A 21,523-nucleotide genomic window follows, 5' to 3' on the forward strand; every position below is an offset into this window, starting at 1 on the left:
GAGGGATCCTTTATGAAAAAACATCAGTCCTTTCAAAATCCTCCATTAATGTATATTATTCAGCCAGACTTAGAGCCTGTATTCAGTTCAATGCAAAAAGCGTATGTTGTAAAGAAACGCCCAATTAAAGCAAAGGAGCCAGAGCAAAAAAAGAAAAAGGAAAAAGCAGAGCGGGAGAAAGAAAAGAAACCAATTACGTCTTTTAATATGTTAACAAATGAGCAGAAAATTCAAACATTATTAAATTTACCAGAAAGTCTTAAACATGTCAGTTGCCACATCCGAACGAAAAGTGATGAAACGTATACGGGAAAAGTTGAAGACTATCAAGAGGGCTACGTCACGATTAATTCAAGTAAAGTAAAATTCGAAGAAATTGATAGTATTACATTAATAGGATTGTAAAAGAGAAGCTTGCCAATTTGCAAGCTTCTTTTGAATAGTATCGACTCATAACAAGCAAGTTGCACTTTTTTTTTATGAACGTGCGGAGTGTTTCCATGAGCTTGCACTGCTTTTCCATGAACGTGCGGAATGTTTCCAAGAGCTTGCGCTTTATTTTCATAACTTGCGGATCTCTTTCAAAACTTGCGCGAATAGAACCTAAACTTGCGGGAACACGATTATTTTATTTCATCCCGGTAGATTTCAGTTCATAGCTTACTAGATTGTGTTCAAATGAAGAAGCTTCTATTTTTTCTTCCACTTGAGGAAGTTCAGCGAGTTTCACATTCATATAACCGTATATAACGGCGATGATTGGTGTAATAAAACTAATAAAAACAAATGGGATATACGTTGGGCCAACACCTAATGTTGTCATTATAAAAGCACCTGTAACACCCCAAGGAACAAGTGGGTGGGTGATTGTACCGGCATCTTCAAGCGTTCTTGATAATACTTTCGGATGGAGGCCCACTTTTTTGTAAGACGATTCTAAAAGTTGTCCAGGTAGAACGATTGATAAATATTGTTCACCGACGGCTACATTAATACCTGCGCACGACATAACTGTTGTTAAGATGACATTTCCGCGCTTTACTAAGTAACGTTTCAAGCCGTTAATAATCGCTTCTGGTATGCCGACTTTTTGAATAATGCCGCCGAAAGAAAGCGCTAACAAAATTAATGAAACGCCAAACATCATACTCGATAAGCCGCCTAATGTTAATAGCTTGTCCACTTCTTCAACACCAGTATTTGCGGTAAAGCCGAAATGTGCGGTCGCCATCATGTTTCCTAACGTTACATTCGGTACGGTGAAAAAAGCCGTAATAATGGCCGTCAGCAGTCCAATGACTAATGATGGAATCGGGCTAACTCGATAGACAGCTAAAACGATAATGAGTAATGGAGAGAGTAGTGTAATGGGTGAGATGAAAAAATGCTCCTTTAAAGTAGCCATAATATTTGAAACATTATTCGCTGTTAATTCGTTTACGGATGAAAAGCCAATGACTGCAAAAATGAGAAGTGTGATCAATAAACTTGGAATGGTCGTCCACATCATATATTTAATATGCTCAAAAATATTGACTTTTGCTGTTGCGGAAGCAAGGTTTGTCGTATCGGATAGCGGAGACATTTTATCTCCAAAAATGGCCCCGCTCACAATCGCTCCAGCTGTTAACGCCGGAGAGATATTAAGACCATAGGCAGTCCCCATTAAAGCAACCCCGACCGTACTGATTGCACTCCAAGAGCTACCTGTAAAAATGGCAACGACTGCACTAATGAGTACGGATACGAAAAGAAAAAACGTTGGAGAAATAATCGAAAGTGAGTAATAAGTTAAAGTTGGTACTGTTCCACTTAAAATCCATACCCCGATTAGCATTCCGATTAAACATAAAATGATAATCGAAGGAATCCCCGAAACAATTCCTCTTACCATACCTTGTTCAAGCTCTTTCCATGAGAAACCGATTGTAAGCCCGTATAAGGCAACGATAATACCTGAAAAGACAATCGGGATTTGCGGTGCAACACCATAATACAAAATACTAATTCCTAAAAAAGCGATGATGAAGGCGACAAGGAAGCAAGATGAAATGAATGAAGGTTTTTTTACGGACATCTAATTCCTCCTTTTAGGAAAATGTGAGAATCATCACTGTGATAGTATACAAATTTTTCAGAATATTGACAATAAACTATGGTAACGCTTTGGAGTAGTTTTCCTTTATCGTGAAACCGTAATAATGCGTTAACCCGAACTCTTGCATCTTTTTCAAAGAGGCGATAAATTGAAATCACAATCAAAATATTCATAAAATTTAGGAGGTTGTGAAAATGCAAAAAGTTGAAAGGAAAATGGAACCTATGAAAAATGATTTTTTCCCGATTGAGAATGTCGATCATTTTGAACTGTATGTCGGCAATGCGAAGCAGGCAGCACATTTTTATTGCAAAGCATTCGGTTTTGAATTTGTTGGCTATAAAGGTCCTGAAACAGGTAGCCGTGAAACTGTCTCCTATTTACTTCAACAACGGAAAATTCGTCTCGTTCTAACATCCTCGCTTTTCTCTGATCATGAAATTACCAACTTTGTGAAACGCCATGGTGACGGTGTAAAAGATATAGCTCTTGAAGTAAAAGATGTGGAAAAAGCGTATGCAACAGCGATTGAGCGCGGGGCGATCGATATTATGCCACCGAAAGAATATAAAGATGAATACGGCGTTGTGAAAAAAGCGATCATCGGTACATATGGTGATGCTCAACATAGTTTAATAGAACGGAAAGACTATAACGGGTTATTTTTCCCTGGGTTTAAACTTGTGGAATCGAAAATTCCATCGAATGATGTCGGATTAATTGCGGTTGACCATGTCGTTGGAAATGTTGAAAAAATGGAAGAGTGGGTAGCTTATTATGAAAATGTTCTTGGCTTTAAGCAAATGATTCATTTTGACGATGAAAACATTAGCACGGAATATTCCGCCTTAATGTCAAAAGTGATGCATAAAGGTGGACGAATTAAGTTTCCAATTAATGAGCCTGCGAATAAAAAAGGAAAGTCACAAATTCAAGAATATCTTGACTACTATAACGGACCAGGTGTTCAACACATTGCGCTTATTACAGATGATATTATTGATACCGTTTCCAAAATGAAAGCAAATGGAGTTGAGTTTTTAGATACACCAGATACGTATTATGAAATGCTTTCAGATCGTGTCGGTAAAATTGATGAGGATATTGAAAAGTTAAGAGAAAATAAAATTCTTGTTGACCGGGATGATGAAGGGTATCTTCTTCAAATCTTTACGAAGCCAATCGTTGATCGTCCAACTTTATTTGTCGAAATCATTCAACGTAAAGGCGCTGTCGGCTTTGGTGAAGGAAACTTCAAGGCGCTATTCGAATCGATTGAACGTGAGCAAAGAAGAAGAGGAAATTTATAAAATTTGAGAGGGAGGATTTCCTCTCTCTTTCCGTCTATTTATGGAGGTGAGTATATGAAAGTATCAAGCTTAATTCCCGCACGGAAAGAACTCGAGTCTTTAGCTGTTTATAATCCGGGAAAACCTATTGAAGAAGTAAAACGAGAGTTGGGACTAGACTCTATCATTAAGCTAGCTTCAAATGAAAATCCATTTGGTGCATCAAAAAAAGTAAAACAAGCACTAGATAAAGAGTTTCAACACATTTCTTTATATCCTGAATCGACGGCACCGATTCTCTCCAAAAAGCTAAGTGAAAAATGGCGAATCCATGCGGACTCTATTTTAATCGGTAATGGATCTGATGAAATTATCCGCATGTTAACGAAATGCTATATTAGACCGGGAGATGAAGCGGTCATGGCAGAGGTGACCTTCCCGCGCTATGAAACATGTGTCTTAATGGAGGGTGGGAAACCTGTACTAGTACCATTAGTGGATGGCGTTCATCATCTGGAAGCGATGTATGATGCCATCAACGAAAAGACGAGAATGGTATTTGTTTGTAATCCGAATAATCCGACCGGTACAATTGTCGATAAAAAACGACTGCAACGCTTTATTGAAAGCATTCCAGCACATGTTTTAGTCATTATAGATGAAGCTTATTATGAATATATGGAAGATGATGTGAAGCTAAACACGCATGAGCTCATCGAAAAGCATCCGAATCTCATTGTCACTAGAACATTTTCGAAAATATACGGTCTTGCTTCATTAAGAATTGGCTATGGAATGATGAATTCAGAAATCATCCAAACATTAATCAAAGTAAAAGATCCCTTTAATTCAAACCGTTTCGCCCAAGCTGCAGCATTAGCCGCTTTGGAAGATGAACCGTTTATTGAACAATGCAGGACGAAAAACATAGAAGGGTTGCGCTATATGGAAGCCGAAAGTGAAAAGTTAAACCTTCACTATTTTCCTTCTTCCGCCAATTTTATTATGATTCACTTGCATCAATCTGGTCAGCGTATTTATGAAGAACTATTAAAGAGGGGAGTCATTGTTCGTTCAGGCACATTACTCGGATTTCCAAATTCGATTCGAGTCACCGTTGGAACAGAAAAAGAAAACAAACAATTTATCACTGCTTTAAAAGAAGTGATCGATCGGGGGAATTTTCGTGAAAATTGAACCGTGTAAGCTAGAATGGAAAGATGCGTATAAATTATTGATCGGCTCTATACTCCCAAGGCCCATTGCGTTTGTTTCGACAATTGACAAGTGCAATCAGGCGAATTTAGCTCCATTTAGCTTTTTTACAGGAATTTGTGCAGATCCGTTTATGGTCTGTTTTGCCCCGATGCTTCGCGGGACAGATGGCGAAAAGAAAGACACCCTTTTAAATATTGAAGAAACGAAGGAATTTGTCATCAATGTCGTGAGTGAAGACTTTGTAGAAAAAATGAACAATTGTGCCATTGAATATGATCGACATATCGATGAATTTATCGAAAGTGGATTAACGAGGCTGGAAAGTCAAATTGTGAAACCGCCAAGGGTGAAGGAAAGTAAAGTCCAACTTGAATGTGTCCTTCATGATATTCTTCATTTCGGGGACCAGCCTGGGGCGGGAAGCCTTGTCATCGGAAAAGTCGTATTCGTGCATATTGATGATGCCCTATATTTTGATGGGAAAATCGACACCGACCTTTTAAAGCCGATTGGCAGGATGGCTGGTGCTACGTATACGAGAGCAGCTAGCGATACATTTGTCCTGGAGAGAAAAAGGACAAAAGTTAACGAATAAGGGGAAATGTCCAATGAAGCTTGTAACGTTTGAGACTAAAGATGGCAGTCAACTTCTAGGCTGGGTAAAAAACGAACAGTTTGTGATTGATCTTCATTCAGTCACTGAAGGTAAAGTACCAGATAATATGCTCGACTTTCTTGAACATCATGAAGAATATACGGAACATCTTCATTCACTCAAAACATTTCCAACATCGTCTATTTACCCGCTTAGCGAAATAAAACTACTTGCGCCACTGCCCAATCCGAAAAGTTTTCGTGATTTTTATGCGTTTGAAGAGCATGTGAAAAACGCAAGAAAGAGAAGGGGCCTTGAGATGATTCCGGAATGGTATGAGCTCCCGGTTTTTTATTTTTCCAATCATCAAGCGATCACAGGGCCAGAAGTCGAAATCCAATTTCCGAAAGAATCCCTTTTATGGGATTACGAACTTGAAATTGCCTGTATAATTGGAAAAGAAGGTCGTGATATAAAAGCCGATGAAGCAGATGATTACATATTCGGCTTGACGATTTTAAATGATTGGAGCGCTCGCGACCTACAGAAGAAAGAGATGAAAGTCGGCTTAGGTCCTGCAAAAGGAAAAGATTTCGCGACATCAATCGGACCATACATTGTGACGAAAGATGAGCTCGCACCTTTTAAAGAAAAAAATCGCTATCACCTTGAGATGACGGCAAAAGTGAATGGAAAGCTGTTATCCTCTGGAGATGCAAAAGATATGTATTATACGTTTGGACAGTTGATTGAACATGCATCACGCGATGTCACTTTAAAACGAGGCGATATCATTGGCTCTGGAACAGTCGGAACAGGCTGCATTTTAGAGCTCGGCACAGATCAGCATAGATGGTTAAAATCTGGAGATGTTGTCGAATTATCGATTACAGGCTTAGGAACGTTAAAAAATATAGTAAAGGGAGGCAATGAGAAAAGCGATGCCATACTATCGTCAAATGGGGAAACTACCGCGTAAACGTCATACACAGTTTAAAAAAGAGGATGGGTCATTATTTCGTGAACAAGTGATGGGAACGAAAGGGTTCTCAGGTGTTCAATCGATTTTATATCATCACAATGTGCCAACGGCGATGAAAAAAGCTGAAGTGTTTGAAAGCACATTAATCGAATATGAAAAGCAAGGACCGTTATGCCACCGCCATTTTGAAACGGATAAAGTGAAGCAAGAAGGAGATGCTGTATCAGGTCGTGAATACCTTTTAGGAAATGATGATCTGATCATTGGCGTTGTAAAGCCTAAAAACGATATGGACTATTATTACCGAAATGGTGACGGAGATGAATTGTTATTTGTTCATCACGGTACGGGGAAAGTAGAGACGATGTTTGGGACATTGACGTATAAGCCAGGGGATTATATTTATATTCCGATTGCGACGATTCATCGCATTCTTCCGGACGATGGCAATACGAAACTACTAGTCATTGAAACGAACAGTCATATTACAACACCGAGACGATATCGAAATGAGTATGGCCAGCTTCTTGAACATAGTCCGTTTTGTGAACGTGATTTTCGCGGTCCGGAAACGCTTGAAACGTATACGGACAAAGGGGAATATACCGTTCGCACGAAATCTCGTGGCTATTTACACACACATATGTTTGATCATCACCCGCTCGATGTTGTCGGCTGGGATGGGTACGTGTATCCGTGGATTTTTAATATAAGTGATTTTGAACCGATTACTGGAAGAATTCACATGCCGCCGCCAATCCATCAAACATTTGAAGGACATAATTTTGTCATATGCTCCTTCTGTCCTAGACTTTACGACTATCACCCAGAAGCGATTCCAGCACCATACTTCCATAGTAACGTAGACAGTGATGAAGTCCTTTATTATGTAGAAGGAAACTTTATGAGCCGAAAAGGGATTCATGAAGGATCGATTACATTGCATCCATCTGGCATCCCGCACGGACCTCACCCTGGTACGATTGAAAATAGCATCGGCAAAAAAGAAACGAAAGAACTAGCCGTTATGATTGACACGTTCCGTCCATTAAAAGTTGTGGAGAAAGCCCATCGAATCGAAGATGAACAGTACAAATATAGCTGGGTGCAGAAATGAATCGTATTATAAAGGCTGACCGAAAAGGAAATGATTAGCGAACCTTTTCGCGTCAGCTTTTTTCGTATCGTAAAGTAGTATGGCTTCTTAAAGTGATGAAAAAATGGCTGGAACTGATGAAAAAACGTGCGAAAGTGATGAATAAAAAGCGGAAACTGATTGATAAACATCTAAACTGATGAAAAAAAGTCGGAAACTGATTGATAAATATCTAAACTGATGAAAAAAAGTCGGAAACTGATTGATAAACATCTGAAAGTGATGAAAAAAAGTCAGAAACTGATTGATAAATATCTAAACTGATGAAAAAAGTCAGAAACTGATTGATAAACATCTGAAAGTGATGAAAAAACATCAGAAACTGATGAAAAAAGTGTATGAATGATTGTGAGAATCCCTTATTTTATCCCACTCTTAACGGGCAGTAAGTCCCCCACTGAAAGAAGTTTCACTTTATACGTTGTCTTGCAGAAGCTTGTTTAAAGCTTCTGTTTTAATGCGCTCATATTCGAATCCTTGCTGTAATTCTTCTATTAAGATGTCTGTTTTACGTACGTATTTTTCCCTCGCAATATCGTAAAATTCATATGGAAATAGCATATCAATATACATCACTTCTTTTTGCTCTTTCGTTAATGGGTTTACCGTTTCGTATGCATCGATCATAAACTTAAATTCATCCGTATTCCAATTCGTTGTTGTATCCATGAGTGGAATAATAATTTTTCGCAAATCCCGTATTGGTAAATCAAACGAGACCGTATCTAAGTCGATAATCCAAATTTCATTGTCTTCTCCTAATAACGTATTTCCGGTTCCGTAATCTTGGTGGCATAGCGTTGGAGATTGAAGCTCTTCTTTGACCCACTCTTTATAATGAGAGGATAATAGTCGATGTAACGTTTTTTCACCCTCTATAAGGATGGGATCAATTTCAGCTAAATAAATTTGTGAAAATGGGTCTTCTGGCATTTCTGCTGCGGCGAGCTTCCACGTTTTCATTTGTTGTAAACGTTTAATATAATGATGTTGCCAACGACCGAGCTTTCGGAAAATCGGCACACCTTCAGGCGGTTCATATCCTTTTGACCAGAGATGGAATTCAGCAAGTCCTTTCATAATCATGTGTAAATCTTCTTGATTTGAAAATTCAAATGGCCTTCCTTCAATCCAGTCATAAACAACAAAAAGAAAAGGTCCGTATTTCGTAAATAGTTCCCCTTTGTTATTAGGGATAATGCCTGGAACACGAGCGCCATTCGTTGCTAAATAATGTTGAGCATTTATGGAAAAGAGAGCCTTCTTCTCTGGTCGATGAATCCTCTTTAAACAAATAGGCCCATTTTCAGTATGGATTTTCCATACTAATGCCATTTGTCCTCCTTGAATGACCTCAATCTCACTTACCGTAACATCCCAATTTTGAATAATCACTTCGGCAAGATCTCTTAATTTCGCTTCTTCTTCTGGTGTCAGTACATACTCTTCTTCAACTGCCTGATTCAACTGATTTTCTTCCATTTCATCACCGTCCTCATCATCCTTTAAAAACAGAAAATACCTTCCTTTCTGTTAACGTATGAAACCACCCAGCTTTTTGTCCTAGATTTTTGTCTAAATTTTTAAAGATCCATTTCAGCTAAACTCTTTTTAGAAAAGAGCCATATTCTCAAGCAAATGCCCTTTTCAGCAAAATATTAGCAGAATAAATCACAACTTGTGTGTAAATCCCGTAATCTATGTTAAAGGCGAAAATCTAGACCCTACTATTAACTGGCAATAAGGCCCAAGTTCAAGATTCTGTTATAAAGTCGGGGCAACTGCCCGTAAAGTTCCGATTGGTTCAACTAACATTCAGTGGGGAAAAGCATCCCACTGAAAGAAGTTTCACTTTATTGAAATGGAGGTAGCCTAATGAACATCGCGTTTATCGCTACTGAAAAATTACCTGTCCCTGCAATAAAAGGTGGCGCGATTCAAATCTATTTAGATGCAATTGCTAAGCAAATTGCTAAAAAGCATAACGTAACTATTTTTTCCATTACCCACCCTGATTTACCGAATGAAGAAACAAAGAACGGGGTTCATTATGTTCGATTTGAAGAAAAAGGATTTATTCACTCGATAGCTGATTATGTAAAAAGCAAATCGTTCCATGTTATTCATGTTTGTAATCGTCCTGCCTGGATTGAAGTTATTCATGAAGCGGCACCGAATGCCCGTCTCATCTTAAGTGTTCATAACGAAATGTTCGCCAATGAAAAAATTAGCGAAGTAGATGGGAGAAAATGTATTTCGCTAGCTTCTAAGATTGTGACCGTAAGTGATTATATCGGTACGACGATCACATCCCGCTTTCCAGAAGCGGCAAGAAAGGTTAAAACGGTCTACTCTGGTGTTGATGTAAACCAGTTTCATCCGAACTGGACACAAACGGGCCGTGAGATGAAACGTATAGTCCGAGACAAGCTCGGATTACAAAATAAAAAAGTGATCTTATTTGTCGGTCGCTTAAGTAAAGTAAAAGGTCCTCATATTTTACTTCAAGCTTTGCCGAAAATCGTTGAAAAGCACCCGGATACCGTGATGGTTTTTATCGGTTCTAAGTGGTTTGGTGATGACAACATCAATAACTATGTGAAACATTTATACACACTTGGCGCACTATATCCTGAAAATGTTCAATTCATTAAATTTGTTCAGCCGAGTGAAATCGCTAGTCTATTTTCGATGTCTGATATATTTGTCTGCTCGTCACAATGGCAAGAACCTCTAGCAAGAGTCCATTACGAGGCGATGGCTTGTGGATTGCCGATCGTAACGAGTAAACGAGGCGGTAACCCTGAAGTCATTGATGAAGGAAAAAATGGCTATGTCGTCGGGGATTTTGAAAATCCAGACGCGTATGCTGAAGTATTAAATTCGTTATTAAATTCAAGTAGCCGCCGAATAGAAATGGGTCAGTACGGAAGAAGAAAAGCAGAAAGCTCATTTCAATGGCATCATGTCGTCAGCAATTTATTAAACGTTTACGAGAGCTCATTGTAAGGAAAAAGGTGGTGTTAGTATGACTGAGCAGGAAGAAAACCGTAACGTGATTGATGAGATATTAAATCTATATCCATTTCATGTTCAAAATGTTTCACTCATTTCGATGAAAAGTGGAAGAACGACATGGCTTGTCGAAACAGATGAAGGACAGAAAGTGTTAAAACATTCGCAAATGAAGCTTGAGCGAATGCTTTATATTGCAGGTGCTCATGAGCATTTACGGCAAAATGGACTTCCGATTACGCCGATTCATCGTACGAAAAATGGCGCATTAACGGTAGGAACAGACGGATCAGCATTTGTTTTATACGACAAAATTGATGGTGAAGAAATCATTTATTATAACGAAGAGAAGCTCATTGAAACGATGCAATTTATGGGGAATTTTCATCTTCATTCACAAGGATATGAACCTCACCTTGAAAGTAAAAAACGTGGTCGAATTGGGAAGTGGCATAAGCTGTTCCGCTGGAAATTGCAAGAATTAGAAGGGAATAAACGGATTGCGGAAGGCTTACCGGAAGACCCGTTTTCCATTCTTTTTTTACAACATTATGATGCGATGTTGCAAAGAGGAAGAGAAGCATTGCTACAATTAGATGAAGCACCATATCAAAATTGGACGAAAGAATGGATTGAAACGAAAGGATTTTGCCAGCAAGATTTTACGATGGCACGCCTTATTGATTCTGAGGAAGGGCTTATGATGAAAGAGCTTCACTCGATTACACATGACCTTCCTTCCCGCGATATTCGCATTTTACTCAATAAAGTGATGAAAAAATTGTCGATTTGGGATACGGAATTGATGATGAACATGCTTAGGGCGTACGATTCTGTTCACCCGTTAACGGAAGAACAATACAACGTACTTTGGACAGAGCTGAAATTCCCGCACCTTTTCTGCTCCATTATTCATAAATATTATTTAGGCCAAAAGGAATCCTGGTCTGATGAAAAATATATATGGGCTTTGCAAAATATTGTAGCACTCGAAAACTCAAAAGCTGAATTTTTGAATCAGTTTCCAGAAATGTTTAGACTGATTAAGGAGGGAAAATAGTGGCCGAAGAGCAAAATAAATCGATACCGAAAGTAGAGCTTTCTAACTTTACGTTTTCTCCTCCAGGACCGATGGGATGGAGTTTTCAAGAATACGAAGAGTTACTTCAAGATCCGAATCAATTTTTAGACTCTCATTCCAAATTCACGAATTTACTTCAAGAGCTAGAAACGGCTGAAATTATTGAACTACCTACTACTTCCCGCGACTTTGTTCCTGAACCGCCTAGCCATTTAGGAAATACAGAAGAAGTGGACACCGTTACACTAGAAACGATTGAACAAGAGATGCCCGTCGGCGCAATAGAAGAAGATGTTGCGTCATTACAAGAACCAACTATTCCGCTAGAACATGAGCCGATTTTAACTACTGAAGAAGTAGAGGTACCAGTATTAACAAATGAGACTAAAGAAGAAATGAAGGAAGCAGCCGAGCTTGTTTTAGCCATTGATACAGGAGAAGAAATAGCGGAAATAGATCAGCCGTTTCCAGCAAATGAAGCCATAAAAGAGGTTGAAAAAGCACCTCAGCCAGTCCGTCACGATGGAGAAGATGAATGGTTCGTACTCACAGGAAGTAAATCGAGAAAAAGTGTTCAAAAGCGGAGAACAAGAGGGAATAACGTTATATTTGCTTAACTAGGAAAAGCAACCGTCACCATCGGTTGCTTTTCTACTTTTTTACGGTAATGTGTTTCGCTTTAAGCACTGTCTTTTACTTAATGGCGACGTGCCTTCTGATACAGAGCATATTCATAAATTTTGTCATATCTTGACGCTGTATGTTTATATTGAAAGTTCATTTCTACAAGTTGACGGCCATTTTTCCCTAATGTTTCACATCGTTCTGGATTGTTGAGCAAATAAGATATGACTTTATAAAAGCTTTCTTGACGGTTGTAATGATGAATGACGACACCGTTGAAGCCGTTAAATATGACCTCGCTATTTCCGCCTCGATTCGTTGTAATGATAGGAAGTGTAGCGGCCATTGCTTCATAATGAATGCGAGCGAGCGGTTCGTGCCATTGGGAGCTACAAACGAAAAGGTCTCCGGCAAGTAATAGTCTTGGTATCTCCTCTGCCGGAACATAATTTGTAAACAAAACATGGTCTTTTAGAGGTTCAGCTAATTTATATAAGCTTCGAACGTAACGATTGACGCCATCGTCGCTAAACCACTTTCCGCCGACAATGAGTAATACAGCATCTGGATGATCGATTTTCACTTTCTGCATCGCTTGAATTAATAGATGAGGGCCTTTCGTTTTGCTTAAACGTCCGACGAAAAGAATGACTTTTTTTCCGTCTATTCCTAGTGTTTTGCGCATTTCGTTGCGCATTTTTTCACCGTTTGGAGATGTGCGTAAAGGAAATTGAGCTAGATCAATGCCAGAGTAGGCGACGAATGTTTTTTCCGTCGCTTCAGGGTATCGTTTCGTAATCGTTCGTTTAATATACTCACTGACCGTTGCTATCCCATGTGTACGTTCAATCGCTTTTTTTGCGTCATGAGGGGATAGCTTTAAGGGTGAAAACATATCATTATGGAGACTAACGACGATCGCGCTGTTTGGCGAAGCTTGATACATACGTTCTACCATCTTCGGTCGGTTAAAAAGATGAATGAGATCAAAGGAACGGTTTTGGATGTGATCAGTGACTTGTTCATAATAGTTTTCGAATGGAAATCTGACATATTCAATCCCGTTTTGATTGGCTTGAGCAAGTAGTTTTTCATCTAAGATTGAATAGATCGTTATTTTATATTTTTTCATTAAATAAGGGACTATTCCGTCAATCATGAGTTGAATAGCCCCGCCTTTTATTGCTGGAGAGGGGAGTTTTTCCGTACAAACAAGTGCGATCTTCAAAAATGATCACCCCTTTAAAATATGCTGAATATACGTAATTTCTTTTTTCAGTCCTTCCTTTAACGTAACGGTTGGTTGATAGCCTAATATATTATGTGCGTGTGTACTATCAGCATATGTGTGTTTGGGCTCCCCATGAACTTTCGGTTTATATTCAATGTGTGCTTTTTTTCCTGTTAACTGTTCGATGATTCGAATGACTTCATGAACAGAGGCTCGTTCTGTACCGCCTAGATTAAATGTTTGCCCAGTCGCACGGTCATTGTTCATAACCGATACAATTCCATTAACACAATCATCAATATACGTAAAGTCACGTGATTGCGTCCCATCGCCAAAGACGGTAATCGGTTGGTTTGTTAAAATTTGTTTAATAAACGTATGAAACGCCATATCTGAACGCTGTCTTGGCCCGTATACTGTAAAAAAACGTAAAATAACAATCGGAATGTGAAAGCTCTTTTCATATAATCGGCATAAATGTTCGCCAGCTAATTTCGTGACACCATATGGGGATAACGGTTCTGGTAAGGCATCTTCTTTAACTTTCCCGCTTTTTTGGCCGTATACGGATGAAGTGGAAGCGTAAATGAACTTCTTTACAGAAGAAGTTTTTAACGCTTCGAGAAACCGCTGTGTCACTAAAATATTGTTTACGACATATGGATCAAAATCTTCGCCCCAGCTTGATCGTACGCCAGGTATACCGGCTAAATGAAAAACGATATCAACATTCTTTAGAAGGGTATTTAAATCCGTAATGTACAAATCTTTCCTTGAAAAAGTAAAGCGGGGGTGTGTTAAAAGTGATGCTAGATTTTGATTTTTTAGTGGAATCGGTGTCGGTCCAATGAAATGATCCACGCCGATGACGTGATGCTCATCGTTTTCTAACAATTTCTCACAAAGATGTGAACCAATAAAGCCTGCAGCGCCTGTAACGAGAATGTTCATGGCCTTCCCATCCCGATGTAAGTTAATCCGGCTGCTCTTATGTTTTTACGATTTAAGCAGTTCCTTCCATCAAAAATCATCTTCCCTTTCATTAATTGTTTCACTTTGTTCCAATCGAGCTGTTTATGCTCCTCCCAATCGGTTGCGATGATGACAGCATCCGCATTTTTCATGGCATCATAGGGGGAGGAAAAGGATGGAATCATGTGTAGCTCTTTCGGTAAGCGGGCCTCTGGATCATATGCCTTTACTTTAAAACCTACTTCATGTAAACGCTGAATGATTTTCACAGCGGCGGAATCGCGAATATCATCGGTATTCGGTTTAAACGCAATGCCAAGGACAGCAATTGTGCGTTCATTTGTTATATGTTGACGGCACTTTTGCAAGAAATAATCGACTTGTGAATCATTGATTTGTTGAACAGCATTTAGTAAAGAAGGTTCGATGTTTTTTTGTTTCGCACTATATTCAAGGGCTTGTAAATCTTTAGGAAAGCACGAGCCACCGTAGCCAATTCCCGCTTGTAGAAAATGAGGACCAATCCGAGAATCAAGACCAATTCCCTTTGCCACATCCGTTACATCCACATCATATTGATCACAAATTCTTGCCATTTCATTAATAAAGGAAATTTTCGTCGCAAGAAACGCATTAGAAGCATATTTAATCATTTCCGCACCGGATAAACTTGTGACAACGAGGGGGGCTTCAATCCCTTTATAAACGGACTTCATAATAGGTATAGACGTTTCATCATGTTTTTGTACGCCAATGACGATCCTTTCCGGATAACGACTATCGTAAATAGCCGATCCTTCGCGCAAAAATTCCGGGTTTGAAACGATATTAAAAAGTTTCGGGTTAACGCCTTTTTTTAGGAGACGCTCGTAGCCATTTACGTTCGTCCCAGGTGGAACGGTACTTTTAATGACAATCGTTTTATAAGAATGAATATGTTTTGCTAAATCATCAAGCGCTGCATGAAGATAGGATAAATCTGAGCTTCCGTCATCTCGGGATGGAGTCCCAACCGTGAGAAATATAACTTCTGCCTCTTGAACGGCTTTCTTTCTATTTAATGTAAAGTTCAACCTATTATGGTTACGCTTTAAATATTCGTCGAGTCCGGGCTCAAAAATGGTAACATGACCATTTTGTAATGCGTTTATTTTATTTGGATCGATGTCTAAGCACGTAACATCGTGACCAATGTCCGCTAAAATCGCTGCCGTTGTTAAGCCGACATAGCCTGTTCCGATGATGCATATTTTCATAGATGTGCTCCTTTCTCTCTAGACGTGAAAAAAAGTGCTTCTTTTATAGCGTATAGTGAAAGGAAAGCTTTTGTGACGGTTGTTGTGCCTATTTCACATGGACCTATATTTTAATGGACAACTTACCCTACCCCTTTAAAAGAATAAGATATATATCAGGTATTCTTATAAAATAGAGAAAGGTTGGGCGAGGTTACTATGGTAAAAAAGGCAATTATTCCTGCAGCTGGGTACGGAACTAGAGGCCTCCCGATTACAAAAGTCATTCCGAAAGAAATGTTTCCAATTGGTGTGAAACCAGCGATTCACTATATTGTAGAAGAAGCGATTGATGCAGGCATCGAACATATTTTAATTGTTGTGTCTCGTTCGAAAAGTATTATTGTTGATTACTTTGACGAATCACTAGAGTTAGAAACGTTTCTTGAAAAAAGCAATAAACAACATTTAAAAGGGAAGCTTGACATCCCAAAAGTTCAACTTCATTATACGAGACAGCCATATGCGAAAGGGCTCGGGGATGCGATTCGGTTAGGGGAGACATTTATCGGCAATGAACCATTTGCGGTACTTTTGCCAGATGACATCATTCTTCCACAAAATAAGAGTGGGATAAAAGAGTTGATTGATGTTTATAATGAAACGAAATCAAGTGTTGTCGGCTTAAAAAAAATGAAGAAGCAATTTCTACAACAATACGGCGTCATTAGCGGGAGACAAGTGAAAGAAGGTTTATTTAAAATCGAAAATATTGTAGAAAAACCGAAAACAAATCCTCCTTCTGAATACGCCGCCGTCGGGCGTTATGTATTTACGCCAACTATTTTTTCTTTTTTACATCATCTAAAGCCAGGACACGGAGGCGAATTACAACTGACAGATGCGATAAAGGGGCTACTCAGTCAAGAGAGCTGCTACGGGAAAGCGTTATCAGGAGAGCGGTATGACATTGGAAAGTTAGCGGATTATATGGAGATTGTGAATAAAATAGTGTCTGATGATTAACGTGAAAAAACCGGGCAAATCCCCGGTTTTCGTTTTGGGTAGTAAGACTCCCACCTCAAGATTCTGTAGTAAAGAAAAGGAGATAGGTGGGGTCAACTGTCCGTAAAGGTCGGAAATTAAAGAACATAGACTAAATGCATCACGTCTGTGTAACCCACATCCTGTAGGTCACAAGGGCCTTTAGCTCATCCCATAGGGACTAACATTCAGTAGGGATGAAAAAAAACACTGAATGAAGTATCGCTTTATGAGAAATTCGCAGATAAGTGAACTGAGATCGCAGATTAAACATAAGAAGCGAAACCGTACTACTCAAAACAAACAAAAAACGAGCATCGTTCATTTTTATACACCCATGAACTTTCTTTCTGCTCGAATCTTCAAGTTTACGTGATCATTATTCTATTTCATCTTCTTCACTCGTTACTTTCGAATCCGGTGTTTGTAAAGATACAATGTCTTTTTCCTCGATTGAGACATCATGACTTCCTTCTGGATAAAACTGATCAACTTCAAGGTTTACTGCCCCCGTTTCCTCATCAAACCCTTGAAAGCTCACCTCATAGAAGCTTTCATCTTCCGTATGGATCGTTACTTCAGTACCTGCATCTAATTCTTTTAATTGTTTTTTAATTGGATTGTCTTCACAAAGAAAAATAACTTGAAATTTTGCCCCCATCGTCTCCCTCCTTACTGATTCCATTATATGTTGGATTGATCGAAACGTTTGGGTATTTGCCTATTGTCATCGTGAGTAGCAATATTTGATGTTAGAAGACATAAAATGTAAAGAATGTCGGCAAGAGGAGGGGGTACGTTTGAGTGTATTTGAGTTTTTGTTACTAGCATTTGCTAGTTTTCGACTAACGCGATTACTCGTATTTGATAAAATTACGGAATTTCTGCGCCGCCCTTTTCATCGGACGCTTGAAGAAACACTACCAGATGGAACGGTTGAAGAGTACATTGAGATAAAAGGTACGGGTTTAAGAAAGTGGATCGGCGAGCTTTTAAGTTGTCACTGGTGTACAGGGGTGTGGAGTGCGATATTTCTTTATGTCATCTATCGTTACCAATATGATTTGGCTGAACCGCTTATTATCATCCTCGCCATTGCAGGTTTGGCGGCAATTGTGGAGACGATCGTAGAAAGGGTGATGGAGCATTGAAGGAATGGATTCATTTCCTCTGCCATTAGTCCGAGAAGCTTTATCCCACACTTAACGGGTAGTAAGACCCCCACTTCAAGATTCTGTAGTAATGCAAAGAAGATAGGTGGGGGGACAAAGTCCGTAAAGGTCCGAAATAAAATGAACACAGACTAACCGCGCCACGTCCTGTGGGTCACAAGGGCCTTTAGGTCATCACGTAGGGACTAACATTCAGTGGGGGTTGAAAAAACTACTGAATGAAGTTTCACTTTATCAGTTCTTGACCTTGTCCATAATAAAAATGTGAATTTAGCACATTAAGTATATGAATGGAATTTACGGATATTCTATAACTGTTATGTTTGAAAGGGAGGTTAAATGAATGGACACAAAGCGAGCACAAGAAATCGCATCATCACCTATCATGGCGAATGTAACGTGTAATGGCACAAACATCTATATTGAACAAGTCGATGAACAAAATGGAACGGCTTTAGTTCATCCTCTAAACGAACCCAATAATAAACAACGAGTTTCGGTCTTAAATTTAGAAGAACATTAAAGGAACTTGAACACCACCTGAAAGTGGTGTTTTTCTATGAGTCATCATGGAATAAAAAGGAGTGGATAGCATGACGCAAGACGATTGGCGAATGAAAGTCAAAAAGGTCAAAACAGGTGAATCAAGAAGTGAAATCTTTGACAAAGTTCGCCCACCAGAAGAATTCGGCGATGCGGTAGAATTGTTTTATAACGAGCAGAAACAATGTTTTTATGCAAAAGTCATTGACCCTTATACGAGAGAAGTGTTTAGTGAGAAGGATATTGAAGGGGAGGAGAATGTGGTTGCTTTTATTCAGTCGGTGGTGAAGTAGGAATTTCTAATAAAACCATTTCACGGAATTGGTGTGAAGTGGTTTTTGGTGTTTTCGGATTTCTAGGAGTGATAGGGCCATACTTTTGAGCCTAAAATTTGTAGGTTGAAGCACATTTTGTGTCAGGCGATAATTTAATATATTAGTACAGTTCGGAAAGAAAGCTGGTGAAAGGATGCATCGTAAACGGAGTAACATCGTTAATCCTGTTCCATTAACATTTAAGTGTATATCACCAAAACCCGATAGGAAAAAAGGTTGTTGTACATTCATTTTAGAGCATCGTACCCAATTAGTTCCACCTGCCAAAAAAGGATCAACAAAAGTAAAAAAAGAGTTGTTTGCAGAAATTGAAAAAGTTTGTCATGACGCGGTAATCATATGTGGTTTTTTGAGGAAAACGATCACTTATACAGCGGTTATCAACGGTGAAAAAATAAAAAATACCATTTTCGATGAAGTACCATTTCAGTGCTTAATTGATAATGTAAATGCAATGGAAGGGGATAAATTTAAAATCGTTGAGAAGAAAATTGTATGCGAAGTTTTTGGAGAAGAAGCTAATTTCGGAAAAGATAACCAGTCAGGATGTGAAGTTGCTTTTAAATTTAAAGAAAAAGATGTTGTTAAAATATGTGTAATAGCGGTGAAAAAGGAAAAGTGTTAATGGGGAAGGAGGAATACAATGCATCATGCCGATAAAGTATGTATTAATGTTCCAAAAGTTTTTGATTGGATAAGAAGTAGACTAGAAGTTCCAACGATTGTATTTGATAAGTTATCCTTTAAAGAATGCGATCATTTTGATTGTGACTGGAAAATGAATGATCCTTGTAAACTATTGAATAAACGGAGAGCCATTATAGAGTGTTTGTTAACAGATAAAAAAGGAAACGTGCTAGATCCAAATAAAAAAGATTCATTTATATGTACTGCCCAAATTCAGCAGGATAAAGAAATTACTGTGAAACTAAAGTCAGGAGAAACGGTAACTTTAAAAAAAGTTTTAGTTGTTGTTCAAGGGTTTATTGTTATTGAAGTTTTAAATTCCTTTGGTTTTACAATATGTATTTCGAACCCAATTCCATTTAAGGTGGTCGAAACGTTTTTATTATGTGCTCCGGAAGGAACAGAGGCAGAATGTGAGGTAACATTTTTTCAATGTGAAGCTGACTTGATTTGTTCGCAGAGAGGATGTTTTGAAGAGTTAAATCTTTCAATCGTCATTTGTGTTGATGTTCAAACGACAGCCGATGTAAAACTGGAATTAGAAGCAGAAGAATGTGAGAAGAGAGAAGATTTTCTTCCTCTTGAGCTTGTGGAATGTCCAAACGACATAATTCCACAATGCCCTGAGGTGTTCCCGGTTAAGAAAAAGTTTTTAAAGAATGTATGACTCAAGCCGCTGTTCATTCAATAATAATGGGCAGTTTTTTATTTTTTATATCGTAATTTAATCGTAAAAAAATGGGTTTATTTATACATATATTTGTCCAAGAGTTCAAGGAAAATGTACATAGTTTGTAATAAGAACAGTAGATTTATCTTACTTTGTTCTGAATGAACATTAAATAAGGGAGTGAAATGATACATGGATGTCTTTGCACAGCTAATAGGAACCGGACCAGGAGGCGTTCAATTACTAGCTGAAGTCGTTATTGATATTTCAGGTGATGGTACGTGTGCAGACTTTACAGTAACTAATAAGAGTCAAAACGGATTAATTGATCAGTTTCTCTTCAATTTAAATTCTGACTTTGATTCCACAATTGCAGGGGAACTGGATGCGATGAATGTAAATCCTATGAGCTGGACATTTGAAGATAGTTCAGGTCCACCGCCTAATGGATTTGATTTTAACAGTGGTGGATGTGGACGTTACCAATATCGCATAATGACAAATGTGAATGCAGATCGTCTAGCTTTTAATGAATCTTTAACGTTTACACTATGCTCAACTGATCCAGCAAAAACTTTTGATGTTAATACGTTCTTAAATGCTCCGAATGCACGTATCGGAAATACAACATTACCGTTTCAACTTGCTGTTTCATATCAGGCCATTCAACCAGGAGATCAAAGTGCATGTATCGCAGGCAACTTTTCTACTGAATCACCACCTCCTCCACCGCCAGTACCTGATGAATGTCCGATCGCTCATCCACAAGTATGCTGCCAAGTCGCAGTAGAATTTAAAAGCCAACTTGTTCCTCCTGCATTGATTGTAGAGGATGGAGAAACATTTCAAAATCTGATGGTAGAAATCCCTGAAATGCCTGTAATTGAAGCAGTATGTCCTGAAAAGGTCATCGTTTGCGGTAAAATAAGAAAAACCCTTCAATATATTGGAATTCTTGAGGACGGAACACCTGAAGTTAGAATGTTAACAGATGAACGACCATTCCAGTGTATTATAGACACAGAGGATGCGAATGAAGGAGAAGAGGATTTATTCAGGGTTGTAGGTGCAGCTGTTTTATGTGAAGGTACCCCAAGAGGGCAAAATATAGGAACTCGTCCAGGACAATCGCCATGTGATGAACCTGTTGATGTATTTTGGAAGGTACTTGAAAAAGATATAATTAAAGTTTGTATTAGGAAAATTCCACCACCTATTAGTAATTCCTAAGTTATTATTTTAGCAATAAATTTCGTAATTAAAAGATCAAGTACCTTTGCGAACAACTTATTAGGTATAAAAAGACTTTTTGAAAAAATTCAAAAGGTCTTTTGTGCGCTTGGCAGCGCATCGGACTAACGGGTGAAAGTCCCGAACACACCGTAGTGGCGGAAGTGTATAGCCGACAGGTAGTGCATTGCCGTGAGGAAGTGTGCGGAGGACCTGAAGGCAAAACTTGGAACAGGCGACAATCTAACCGTGTTGGCTGGCAGAGTCGGATAACCCTGCAAAGGAAGGGAGTGTCCAAAGCCACAAGAGGGCTCTGTTAGTTAGGAGGACTGGATTCAGGGGAAAG

General features: G+C 38.8%; 22 protein-coding genes. 16 read left to right on the top strand and 6 right to left on the bottom strand.

What is annotated here, in order from left to right; translation table 11 throughout:
- Positions 1–12 precede the first annotated feature (12 nt).
- Complete coding sequence (locus tag MLD65_RS08175; protein WP_243291384.1) at positions 13–405, top strand: CotO family spore coat protein; 393 nt, start codon at positions 13–15, stop codon at positions 403–405.
- Between the two features lie 223 nt (positions 406–628).
- On the opposite strand, the gene nhaC is transcribed toward MLD65_RS08175, so the two are convergent.
- A complete protein-coding gene (nhaC, locus tag MLD65_RS08180) occupies positions 629–2,077 on the bottom strand; it encodes a Na+/H+ antiporter NhaC (protein WP_243291385.1) in 1,449 nt (482 codons plus the stop codon).
- 215 nt (positions 2,078–2,292) lie between these two features.
- Here nhaC and hppD point away from each other — a divergent pair, with 215 nt between their 5' ends.
- Genes hppD through MLD65_RS08205 form a run of 5 tightly spaced genes read left to right on the top strand, consistent with a single transcriptional unit; the run spans position 2,293 to position 7,299 of the window.
- Entirely contained in the window at positions 2,293–3,408 is a 1,116-nt protein-coding gene (gene hppD / locus MLD65_RS08185) for a 4-hydroxyphenylpyruvate dioxygenase (protein WP_243291386.1), read from the top strand.
- Between the two features lie 54 nt (positions 3,409–3,462).
- Complete coding sequence (hisC, locus tag MLD65_RS08190; RefSeq protein ID WP_243291387.1) at positions 3,463–4,584, top strand: histidinol-phosphate transaminase; 1,122 nt, start codon at positions 3,463–3,465, stop codon at positions 4,582–4,584.
- Positions 4,574–5,200 carry a flavin reductase family protein gene (locus MLD65_RS08195; RefSeq protein WP_243291388.1) on the top strand — a complete coding sequence of 209 codons (627 nt, stop codon included), beginning with the start codon at positions 4,574–4,576 and terminating at the stop codon, positions 5,198–5,200. The genes hisC and MLD65_RS08195 overlap by 11 nt, the downstream gene beginning before the upstream one ends.
- Positions 5,201–5,213: 13 nt before the next feature.
- Complete coding sequence (locus MLD65_RS08200) at positions 5,214–6,179, top strand: fumarylacetoacetate hydrolase family protein (RefSeq protein ID WP_243291389.1); 966 nt, start codon at positions 5,214–5,216, stop codon at positions 6,177–6,179.
- Entirely contained in the window at positions 6,142–7,299 is a 1,158-nt protein-coding gene (locus tag MLD65_RS08205) for a homogentisate 1,2-dioxygenase (RefSeq protein ID WP_243291409.1), read from the top strand. Before MLD65_RS08200 ends, MLD65_RS08205 begins: the two co-directional genes overlap by 38 nt.
- A 453-nt stretch (positions 7,300–7,752) precedes the next feature.
- On the opposite strand, the gene MLD65_RS08210 is transcribed toward MLD65_RS08205, so the two are convergent.
- On the bottom strand, positions 7,753–8,820 hold the full coding sequence (locus tag MLD65_RS08210; protein ID WP_243291390.1) for a CotS family spore coat protein: 1,068 nt from the start codon (positions 8,818–8,820) through the stop codon (positions 7,753–7,755).
- Positions 8,821–9,213: 393 nt separating this feature from the next.
- Here MLD65_RS08210 and MLD65_RS08215 point away from each other — a divergent pair, with 393 nt between their 5' ends.
- The 3 genes from MLD65_RS08215 to MLD65_RS08225 are packed head-to-tail and all read left to right on the top strand — an operon-like array spanning position 9,214 to position 12,051.
- Positions 9,214–10,347: a glycosyltransferase family 4 protein gene (locus MLD65_RS08215; RefSeq protein ID WP_243291391.1), complete on the top strand. Its 1,134-nt coding sequence runs from the start codon at positions 9,214–9,216 to the stop codon at positions 10,345–10,347.
- A gap of 19 nt (positions 10,348–10,366) precedes the next feature.
- Positions 10,367–11,413, top strand: a complete 1,047-nt coding sequence (locus MLD65_RS08220) for a CotS family spore coat protein (RefSeq protein ID WP_243291392.1) — start codon at positions 10,367–10,369, stop codon at positions 11,411–11,413.
- Positions 11,413–12,051, top strand: coding sequence for a hypothetical protein (locus MLD65_RS08225; protein WP_243291393.1), 639 nt, complete (start codon positions 11,413–11,415; stop codon positions 12,049–12,051). Before MLD65_RS08220 ends, MLD65_RS08225 begins: the two co-directional genes overlap by 1 nt.
- 80 nt (positions 12,052–12,131) lie before the next feature.
- On the opposite strand, the gene MLD65_RS08230 is transcribed toward MLD65_RS08225, so the two are convergent.
- The 3 genes from MLD65_RS08230 to MLD65_RS08240 are packed head-to-tail and all read right to left on the bottom strand — an operon-like array spanning position 12,132 to position 15,517.
- Positions 12,132–13,286 carry a glycosyltransferase family 4 protein gene (locus MLD65_RS08230; RefSeq protein ID WP_243291394.1) on the bottom strand — a complete coding sequence of 385 codons (1,155 nt, stop codon included), beginning with the start codon at positions 13,284–13,286 and terminating at the stop codon, positions 12,132–12,134.
- Between the two features lie 6 nt (positions 13,287–13,292).
- On the bottom strand, positions 13,293–14,240 hold the full coding sequence (locus tag MLD65_RS08235) for an NAD-dependent epimerase/dehydratase family protein (protein WP_243291395.1): 948 nt from the start codon (positions 14,238–14,240) through the stop codon (positions 13,293–13,295).
- Complete coding sequence (locus tag MLD65_RS08240) at positions 14,237–15,517, bottom strand: UDP-glucose dehydrogenase family protein (protein ID WP_243291396.1); 1,281 nt, start codon at positions 15,515–15,517, stop codon at positions 14,237–14,239. The genes MLD65_RS08235 and MLD65_RS08240 overlap by 4 nt, the downstream gene beginning before the upstream one ends.
- A gap of 198 nt (positions 15,518–15,715) precedes the next feature.
- Here MLD65_RS08240 and MLD65_RS08245 point away from each other — a divergent pair, with 198 nt between their 5' ends.
- Positions 15,716–16,522, top strand: coding sequence for a UTP--glucose-1-phosphate uridylyltransferase (locus MLD65_RS08245; RefSeq protein WP_243291397.1), 807 nt, complete (start codon positions 15,716–15,718; stop codon positions 16,520–16,522).
- 397 nt (positions 16,523–16,919) lie between these two features.
- Here MLD65_RS08245 and MLD65_RS08250 read toward each other — a convergent pair whose 3' ends face one another.
- Positions 16,920–17,201, bottom strand: a complete 282-nt coding sequence (locus MLD65_RS08250) for a hypothetical protein (protein WP_243291398.1) — start codon at positions 17,199–17,201, stop codon at positions 16,920–16,922.
- A gap of 139 nt (positions 17,202–17,340) precedes the next feature.
- On the opposite strand from MLD65_RS08250, the gene MLD65_RS08255 reads away from it, so the two are divergent.
- The 6 genes from MLD65_RS08255 (at position 17,341) to MLD65_RS08280 (ending at position 21,177) form a co-directional block, all read left to right on the top strand.
- A complete protein-coding gene (locus MLD65_RS08255) occupies positions 17,341–17,691 on the top strand; it encodes a DUF1360 domain-containing protein (RefSeq protein WP_481748504.1) in 351 nt (116 codons plus the stop codon).
- Between the two features lie 364 nt (positions 17,692–18,055).
- On the top strand, positions 18,056–18,235 hold the full coding sequence (locus tag MLD65_RS08260) for a small acid-soluble spore protein H (RefSeq protein ID WP_243291400.1): 180 nt from the start codon (positions 18,056–18,058) through the stop codon (positions 18,233–18,235).
- A gap of 70 nt (positions 18,236–18,305) precedes the next feature.
- A complete protein-coding gene (locus MLD65_RS08265; protein WP_243291401.1) occupies positions 18,306–18,548 on the top strand; it encodes a hypothetical protein in 243 nt (80 codons plus the stop codon).
- Between the two features lie 175 nt (positions 18,549–18,723).
- Positions 18,724–19,215 carry a hypothetical protein gene (locus MLD65_RS08270; protein WP_243291402.1) on the top strand — a complete coding sequence of 164 codons (492 nt, stop codon included), beginning with the start codon at positions 18,724–18,726 and terminating at the stop codon, positions 19,213–19,215.
- Positions 19,216–19,233: 18 nt separating this feature from the next.
- A complete protein-coding gene (locus tag MLD65_RS08275) occupies positions 19,234–19,944 on the top strand; it encodes a BMQ_0737 family morphogenetic spore coat protein (RefSeq protein WP_243291403.1) in 711 nt (236 codons plus the stop codon).
- A gap of 195 nt (positions 19,945–20,139) precedes the next feature.
- On the top strand, positions 20,140–21,177 hold the full coding sequence (locus MLD65_RS08280) for a hypothetical protein (RefSeq protein WP_243291404.1): 1,038 nt from the start codon (positions 20,140–20,142) through the stop codon (positions 21,175–21,177).
- Positions 21,178–21,523 lie beyond the last annotated feature (346 nt).

The organism is Bacillus sp. FJAT-47783, assembly GCF_022808615.1.
Lineage (GTDB): Bacteria > Bacillota > Bacilli > Bacillales > Aeribacillaceae > Bacillus_BZ.

Bases quoted from the DNA above. Each gene is read 5' to 3' on its own strand.
- MLD65_RS08200 (WP_243291389.1), top strand. From the start codon at position 5,214: ATGAAGCTTGTAACGTTTGAGACTAAAGATGGCAGTCAACTTCTAGGC.
- nhaC (WP_243291385.1), bottom strand. From the start codon at position 2,077: ATGTCCGTAAAAAAACCTTCATTCATTTCATCTTGCTTCCTTGTCGCC.
- MLD65_RS08220 (WP_243291392.1), top strand. From the start codon at position 10,367: ATGACTGAGCAGGAAGAAAACCGTAACGTGATTGATGAGATATTAAAT.
- MLD65_RS08265 (WP_243291401.1), top strand. From the start codon at position 18,306: ATGACGCAAGACGATTGGCGAATGAAAGTCAAAAAGGTCAAAACAGGT.
- MLD65_RS08205 (WP_243291409.1), top strand. From the start codon at position 6,142: ATGCCATACTATCGTCAAATGGGGAAACTACCGCGTAAACGTCATACA.
- MLD65_RS08210 (WP_243291390.1), bottom strand. From the start codon at position 8,820: ATGGAAGAAAATCAGTTGAATCAGGCAGTTGAAGAAGAGTATGTACTG.
- MLD65_RS08175 (WP_243291384.1), top strand. From the start codon at position 13: ATGAAAAAACATCAGTCCTTTCAAAATCCTCCATTAATGTATATTATT.
- MLD65_RS08260 (WP_243291400.1), top strand. From the start codon at position 18,056: ATGGACACAAAGCGAGCACAAGAAATCGCATCATCACCTATCATGGCG.
- MLD65_RS08240 (WP_243291396.1), bottom strand. From the start codon at position 15,517: ATGAAAATATGCATCATCGGAACAGGCTATGTCGGCTTAACAACGGCA.
- hisC (WP_243291387.1), top strand. From the start codon at position 3,463: ATGAAAGTATCAAGCTTAATTCCCGCACGGAAAGAACTCGAGTCTTTA.
- MLD65_RS08280 (WP_243291404.1), top strand. From the start codon at position 20,140: ATGGATGTCTTTGCACAGCTAATAGGAACCGGACCAGGAGGCGTTCAA.
- MLD65_RS08275 (WP_243291403.1), top strand. From the start codon at position 19,234: ATGCATCATGCCGATAAAGTATGTATTAATGTTCCAAAAGTTTTTGAT.
- MLD65_RS08235 (WP_243291395.1), bottom strand. From the start codon at position 14,240: ATGAACATTCTCGTTACAGGCGCTGCAGGCTTTATTGGTTCACATCTT.
- MLD65_RS08245 (WP_243291397.1), top strand. From the start codon at position 15,716: ATGGTAAAAAAGGCAATTATTCCTGCAGCTGGGTACGGAACTAGAGGC.
- MLD65_RS08215 (WP_243291391.1), top strand. From the start codon at position 9,214: ATGAACATCGCGTTTATCGCTACTGAAAAATTACCTGTCCCTGCAATA.
- hppD (WP_243291386.1), top strand. From the start codon at position 2,293: ATGCAAAAAGTTGAAAGGAAAATGGAACCTATGAAAAATGATTTTTTC.
- MLD65_RS08270 (WP_243291402.1), top strand. From the start codon at position 18,724: ATGCATCGTAAACGGAGTAACATCGTTAATCCTGTTCCATTAACATTT.
- MLD65_RS08250 (WP_243291398.1), bottom strand. From the start codon at position 17,201: ATGGGGGCAAAATTTCAAGTTATTTTTCTTTGTGAAGACAATCCAATT.